This window comes from Hoylesella timonensis S9-PR14 (genome assembly GCF_000762405.1).
Lineage (GTDB): Bacteria > Bacteroidota > Bacteroidia > Bacteroidales > Bacteroidaceae > Prevotella > Prevotella timonensis_A.
Genome location: NZ_JRPQ01000177.1, coordinates 1 through 6,350, shown reverse-complemented (window position 1 = coordinate 6,350; position 6,350 = coordinate 1). Strand labels below are relative to the sequence as shown.

Below are 6,350 nucleotides of genomic sequence, written 5' to 3'. Positions count from 1 at the left end.
AGACCGTAGTGTCGTATGTGCGAGGAATGAAATACCTCGGCTACTCCTTTTATGTAATGAACGGCAAATACCAACTCACGGTACACCCAAAGTCCAAAGCCAAGATGAAGTCAAGGCTAAAAAAACTGACAAGTCGCAGTAATGGATGAGGACACGCCAAGAGAAAGCAAAAGCTGAAAGAATACATAAGAGGTTGGGTAGGTTACTATCACCTTGCCAATATGAAATGTCTCCTACTTGACACTGATGAATGGTTAAGACGTAGAATACGCATGTGTATATAGAAAGCTTGGAAGAAAGTCAGGACAAAAGTGGCAAACCTCATCAGATATGGTATCAATCAATACCAAGCATACGAATGGGGTAATACTCGCAAGAGTTATTGGCGAATAACTGATAGTCCTATATTAACAAGGGCGATAGATAACAATAGACTACGCTCAGCTGGGTATGCGACTTTAATGGGGTCGTATCTCGAATGGCACCCAAAATAGGAACCGCCGTATGCGGAACCGCATGTACGGTGGTGTGAGAGGTCGGTGAACACGAAAATAGGAAATAAACACCTATGATTAGTGTTTACCTCCTACTCGATTATAATAATCGTCGACATTTTATTTTTGAAGTCGATGCTAAAATATGATATACAATGTATAAATACTATCTATTCTTTTTCTTGCTGTTTGTCACAATAACAGACATTACAGCACAAACAGACAGTACCAAGACCGAAAAACTGCCAGAAGTTGTTGTTACTGCTGATGGTCAAATTGAAATGAGCAACAAGGCATTGTTGATACCAACTCAACTTGAGAAAAAACATTCTACAAATGGTTTTAATCTACTATATCTTATGCAGACTCCTGACTTGGAAGTATCGGCACGCACTCGTAGCATTACTACTCATAGTGGAGGAGAGGTTGTATTGTGTATTAATGGAATGGAGGCATTGCCAGAAGATGTAGCATCTCTTAGTGCAAAGAACATTCGTACAATAGAGTATATAAGAACTCCAAGCGGGAAATATGCAGGTAAAGCAGGATTGGTTAATTTTGTAACTGTAAAAATGAATTATGGGGGCAATGTGTATTTTTCTGCAAATGAAGGATTTGCCTACAAATCGGGGGAATATTTAGCTTTTGCTGATTTTAATAAAAAACGATACACATTTTCCCTAACCGTCACTGGTGACTGGCATAGAGACCATAGCTATACAGAAGGAAATGATATGTTTGTCTTTTCAGATAAATCCGTTTTGGAACGTAATTATAAAGATGAGAGTCCGTTGAAAATAAATAATGGGCAAGCTATGCGATTGCGCTTAACCTCCATGGGGAATACCCACAGATTAAATACCTATGTTGGCTTTAATCGTCAGGCTGTGCCAAATTCCAATACCATACAGGGTATTTACTACACCGAACCATATGGTGCAACAAAGCGTACTGTTTCATATAACAGCCAATCTATAGCACCATCAGCATATGTAAATTACACATTATGGTTGCCTAAAGAGCAGGCTTTTGACGTTACAGCATCTGCTTCTATGGGGCACAATAAATACTACAGTCTGTATACAGAGACAGAACAAGCTTCATTAAATTCAAAAGTAATAGAAAATAACTATGTGCTGAATGGTAATATTCGCTATTCGAAAACTTGGAAAAATAGCCTTACTCTAGCAGGCGCATTGAGCAATGATTATAAACATTATACTGATAATTATGATGGAACAGCAATTGGAAAACAGCATCTGACTTCCAACATTACTGTTGGATTACTTCAACTCAGCAAATATAGTGAGAAATACTATTACTATATCTCTGCGGGGTTATCTAATACGGCCGTTTCTTTAAACTCCATACATGATAATTACTGTATGCCTGTTGCTTTTTATGGTGGAAACTATGTCATTAATAACAAGCACTCTTTATCGTTAAATGGTCTTTTTACACATACTTTATTTGAACCGTCACAAAAAAATTCAATGGTTGTTCCGACATCTTTTTTTGAGGCAACTTGTGGTAATCCTGACATTGCACCGATGAAAGTATTAGGAAACACCCTTTCATACAATGGACAAATTGGAAAAATTCGTTTGGCTTTATCGTATGATAGTAATATTTATTTTGACAACATAGTACATCAGTATACAGCTAATACGAATACGATTTTTGATACTCGTATAAATGGCGGAACTTTCTACGGTAATATGTTTACTGTAGGTTGTACCTATAATTTATTCAATGAGCATTTGCGTTTGAGCGCCACAGCGATTGAAGAATGTAATACATTAAAAGGGGCTACTTACGATATGTCGCACAACAGTTTTCACATAAAAGGTGGCTTGGTTTATCTTGCAGGAGAATGGATGCTTAGTTTCGATTATCAGACTCCATATAAATCACTTGATATTCGACAACCGTGGTTCATCCAATGTCGTCCTACCTATGAATGGAAAGTGAGTTGGACTCACAAGGCATTGGCTATTGAGGCTTTAGTACGCAATCCCTTTTCACGTTATGACAAGCAACATATAACAATGGATTATGGGTGTTATAATAGAAATTCGCGGATTTTTAACGAAATCAATGGGCGTAATATAAATTTAACACTGACTTACAGCCTTAGCTATGGCAAGAAATCTAAACGTGGAGAAATTGAGGTTAATAAGAATATTGATAGTGCTATCATGAAAATGTATTAATCAATGACCAAAACGATAGAAAGTCTTCATCAACATGATTCCATGCAATGTGGCATAGCCAGTTTGCAAATGGTATGTAAATATTTCGGCAGGGAATATACATTAGATTCTCTGTCGAAACTTTGCTTTGCCACAACGGAAGGTGTTTCAATGTTAGGAATCAATGAAGCAGCTAATACTCTTGGATTACATACGGCATGTGCGAGAATTTCTATCGTCATGTTAAACGAAGCTCCATTGCCCTGTATTCTCCATTGGAATCAGAATCACTTTGTGGTCTTATATAAGATTAAGAAATCCAAGAAGTTCTATGTCGCAGACCCAGGGAAGGGATTGGTTGCTTATACCTTAGACGAGTTCAAACAACATTGGATAAGCACGAACTCTAATGGTGAGGACAAGGGCATTGTTATGTTCTTGGAAACCACTCCTGCGTTCTTTACTTATAAGATGCAAGGTGAAGAGAACATCAAAGAAAAGAGGTCTTTCCGCTTTCTCTTTGGGTATGTGAAGAAATACCGCAAGTATTTCGGACAAATCATCTTGGGTCTAGTAGTCGGAAGCCTCCTGCAGCTTGTCCTGCCATTCCTTACCCAATCTATCGTGGATGTCGGTATCAAGAACCAAGAAATAGGTTTTGTTTGGCTTATACTCTTGGGGCAGTTGATGCTTACAATCAGCCGAACGGCAATAGACTTTATCCGCAGATGGTTGTTGCTTCACATTTCCTTACGTATCAACATATCATTGGTAAGTGACTTCTTCATCAAGTTATTGAAACTACCTATGTCTTTCTTTGATACGAAACTCATGGGCGACTTGATGCAGAGAATGAACGACCATAGCCGTGTGAACAACTTCCTTACTCAGCAGACGCTCAACATCGCTTTTGCCATGCTTACTTTCGTGGTATTTTCGGTGGTGCTGTTTTTCTATAACAAATTGGTGTTTGTCATTTTCTTGTTGGGAAGCATTCTCTATGGTGTATGGATGACCTTATTCTTGAAGCGAAGAAAGGTACTTGATTACGAACTGTTTGAGCAGCAAGCTATCAACAACAACAAAACTTATGAGTTTATCACTTCTATGCAAGAAATCAAGTTGCAGGATTGTGAGCAGCGCAGAAGATGGGAATGGGAGGACACGCAAGCAGACCTATTCGGGGTACAGATGAAATCACTCAAACTCCAACAGACACAGGAGGCTGGAAGTATCTTCATCAATGAGGTGAAGAATATCATCATTACGGTAGTTGCAGCTACTGCCGTGATTCATGGGCAAATGACACTCGGTATGATGCTTGCCGTGCAATACATCATCGGACAGCTCAACTCACCAGTGGAGCAACTGATGAACTTCTTCTATTCTCTGCAAGATGTGAAGATTAGCTTGGAGCGAATCAATGAGATTCACCAGATGGATGATGAGAATGGAAAGGAAGGCTTGCTAACTTCTATTGAAGATAAGAATGAGGGCATTGACATCAAGAGCATCATGTTCAAGTACGACCAACATGCTTTGCGCAAAACCATAGACGATGTGAGTATTCACATTCCGCAAGGTAAGGTAACAGCCATCGTTGGCGCATCTGGCAGTGGAAAGACCACCCTCATCCGTTTGATGCTTGGTTATTATCCTGTCTTGGAGGGAAAAATCAATATTGGAAATACTGACATCAACAAACTCAACAAAAAGTGGTGGCGCAGACAATGTGGTGTTGTCATGCAGGATGGTGTTATATTCTCGGAGAGTATCGCAAGAAATATTGCTGTTGATGATGGCGATATAGATAAGGAAAGGTTGTTGAAAGCTGCCGAGATAGCTTGCATCAAGGATTACGTGATGGCTTTGCCTCTGAAGTTCAACACCAAGATTGGGCGTGATGGTGTGGGACTGAGCCAAGGACAGAAACAGCGTATCTTGATTGCAAGGGCGGTTTACAAGAATCCCGACTATATATTCCTTGACGAGGCTACAAACTCGCTCGATGCCAACAATGAGAAAAGCATCGTGGAGAACTTGGATATGTTCTATAAGGGCAAGACTGTTGTGATTGTGGCTCATCGCCTAAGCACGGTGAAGAATGCCGACCAAATCGTGGTCATCGACCATGGAAAAGTGGTTGAGATAGGCAACCATGAGTCTTTGACCGCCAAGCGAGGGGCATACTATAATCTTGTGAAGAATCAGTTGGAATTGGGAAACTAAAATGTTTTTGACATGGAACAGAAAGAAACAGAATCAGATAATATCGAGTTGAGAAGCGAGAAGGTGAGGAACGTGATAGGTAAAGTTCCTCCTCGCCTCGTCAGCTTGGGAACGGTTGTCATTACGATAATAGTCCTCGCCCTCGCAGTTGCTTTCTACAAGAAACCTTATCCTATATCCATAGAGGCTAATGGTGAGGTCATTAATCAAAGGACAGTACAAGTGTTTGTGCCATACAAGTATTTGTATCTTTTCGATGAGCCAAGGACGGCTTATATATCTTTCGAGGGCAACGAAAATGCATCTTATAACTGCAACATCACAAGCCATAAAGCCAGGCTCATACATAGGGAAGATGGAAACTATTTTATGGCAATAGCCACAGTGAGTACACAGGGACAAAATACCTCAATGTTGCAACAGCACATGAAAGCCTATTGCAGAATCATCGTCAGTAATAAAACGTTATGGCAGCAGGTATTCGGATATAGTTTATCCGAATACCTGCTGCCATAACGTTTTATTACCGTCTACAACATACAAATCCTATTTTCCTAACATTGATAACTGACCAAAGATGGATTGGGCAATCACAGCACGATACTAACGTTGGGTGTTATGATTTATCAGCATTCACTCTTGTCTATCCCTAAGGGATTTTGTCAGTTGTACTGCTTGTTGTTGCAGTCTAATAAGAAGTTGGGAATAGGTTTCGAGTTTGCTGAGCAGTTGTTGCGCAGTGGCGACAGAATGATAAGTCTTGAGGGCTTTCACGGCTTCGTTGTACAGCACGCCTATCTTATGAGTCATAGAAACGATTTCGGAGAGTTTCTCCAAGTAAGGCTCTTTTGCAGGGTCTTGGGTGATGACCTTAAAGGCTTCACCTAAAAGTCTTGCTCGGACAAAATCACTTTTCGTTTTTGCTCCCGACTTGCGGTAGAGTCTGATAAGCTTCTGCTGGTCTTCAGAATTAGGTATCCTGATGTGCCATCTGTCCCATCGTGGGCAGGTGGAACATCTGCCGTCTGGCTTCTTTTGTTTTTGCTTCTTCATTGCTTTCTAATCACGACTTTGGAGTGATTTAATCCCCCTTTCGGGGCAAGGGGCTTTGTGGTACAAACGGCAGTTTGTGGTACAAAGACACACCTTGCTGATGTAGAAAATGGGATTATAAACCCATGCCGTGTTACTGCATTCACTGAATACAGTAACTCAGCGTAGGCTTGCATTCGAGGAATGCAGTACTTCAGAGTTTCCGCCATCTTTCCACATCATCTTTGTATTGGTCGAGATGTTCTCGAAGCACCTGCTCCACATATCCTGAAACGCTTGCTCCCTGCTCACCGATTTTCCTCACCACGAAGTCCAACTTTCGTTGAGTTTCCTCTGATACATACACGGCTTTGCGGTGGCTGTTGCGAAAGGGCTGGAGATA

5 protein-coding genes and 1 pseudogene are annotated in these 6,350 nt (G+C 40.6%); 4 read left to right on the top strand and 2 right to left on the bottom strand.

Annotated features, from left to right (window positions below; genetic code table 11):
• From HMPREF9304_RS15245 to HMPREF9304_RS15015, 4 genes and pseudogenes are all read left to right on the top strand, one after another.
• Positions 1 to 494, top strand: a pseudogene (locus HMPREF9304_RS15245) (group II intron maturase-specific domain-containing protein); the annotation flags it as partial.
• A gap of 155 nt (positions 495 to 649) precedes the next feature.
• Positions 650 to 2,707, top strand: coding sequence for a TonB-dependent receptor (locus tag HMPREF9304_RS10885; protein ID WP_036929043.1), 2,058 nt, complete (start codon positions 650 to 652; stop codon positions 2,705 to 2,707).
• A 3-nt stretch (positions 2,708 to 2,710) separates the two neighbouring features.
• The gene (locus tag HMPREF9304_RS10880) at positions 2,711 to 4,915 is read left to right on the top strand and encodes a peptidase domain-containing ABC transporter (RefSeq protein ID WP_036929038.1); all 2,205 of its coding nucleotides are present in this window, start codon (positions 2,711 to 2,713) and stop codon (positions 4,913 to 4,915) included.
• Between the two features lie 12 nt (positions 4,916 to 4,927).
• Complete coding sequence (locus HMPREF9304_RS15015) at positions 4,928 to 5,431, top strand: hypothetical protein (protein WP_231564521.1); 504 nt, start codon at positions 4,928 to 4,930, stop codon at positions 5,429 to 5,431.
• Between the two features lie 117 nt (positions 5,432 to 5,548).
• Here HMPREF9304_RS15015 and HMPREF9304_RS10865 read toward each other — a convergent pair whose 3' ends face one another.
• The gene (locus tag HMPREF9304_RS10865; protein ID WP_036929035.1) at positions 5,549 to 5,968 is read right to left on the bottom strand and encodes a plasmid mobilization protein; all 420 of its coding nucleotides are present in this window, start codon (positions 5,966 to 5,968) and stop codon (positions 5,549 to 5,551) included.
• 193 nt (positions 5,969 to 6,161) lie between these two features.
• A partial coding sequence (locus HMPREF9304_RS10860; protein WP_036929032.1) for a DUF3408 domain-containing protein occupies positions 6,162 to 6,350 on the bottom strand: 189 nt, incomplete at its 5' end.

What these genes read in the sequence shown, in the direction of transcription:
- HMPREF9304_RS10885 (WP_036929043.1), top strand. Translation starts at nt 650, where the DNA reads ATGTATAAATACTATCTATTCTTTTTCTTGCTGTTTGTCACAATAACA.
- HMPREF9304_RS10880 (WP_036929038.1), top strand. Translation starts at nt 2,711, where the DNA reads ATGACCAAAACGATAGAAAGTCTTCATCAACATGATTCCATGCAATGT.
- HMPREF9304_RS15015 (WP_231564521.1), top strand. Translation starts at nt 4,928, where the DNA reads ATGGAACAGAAAGAAACAGAATCAGATAATATCGAGTTGAGAAGCGAG.
- HMPREF9304_RS10865 (WP_036929035.1), bottom strand. Translation starts at nt 5,968, where the DNA reads ATGAAGAAGCAAAAACAAAAGAAGCCAGACGGCAGATGTTCCACCTGC.